This window comes from Bacillus sp. SIMBA_008, from assembly GCF_046535495.1.
Lineage (GTDB): Bacteria > Bacillota > Bacilli > Bacillales > Bacillaceae > Bacillus > Bacillus subtilis.
The window spans coordinates 1-230 of the sequence record NZ_JAWRWL010001406.1; the positions used below are offsets into that span (position 1 = coordinate 1).

The 230-nt window shown below is 31.7% G+C and carries 1 pseudogene; it reads right to left on the reverse strand.

What is annotated here, in order from left to right:
• Positions 1-230, reverse strand: a pseudogene (locus SB658_RS28110) (MMPL family transporter); the annotation flags it as partial.

Below are 230 nucleotides of genomic sequence, written 5' to 3' on the forward strand. Positions count from 1 at the left end.
GTATAAGCTTCTAACTTCATATACTTTCTTATCATCTTTTAACTTTTGAACGATTTCTTCTATCTTTTGTAAACTTTCTTTTTCTTTCATATCTTTTTTCGTCTCTACCACTAACGTAACATCAGCGTGTTTTTTTGCAGTTTTATTAAATGCCTCTTCGTACTTCTCATATGCAATTCTTGTATCACTTTGTTTAGGTAGAGCTTCTACGTCAGGGAACTGCAAATTAG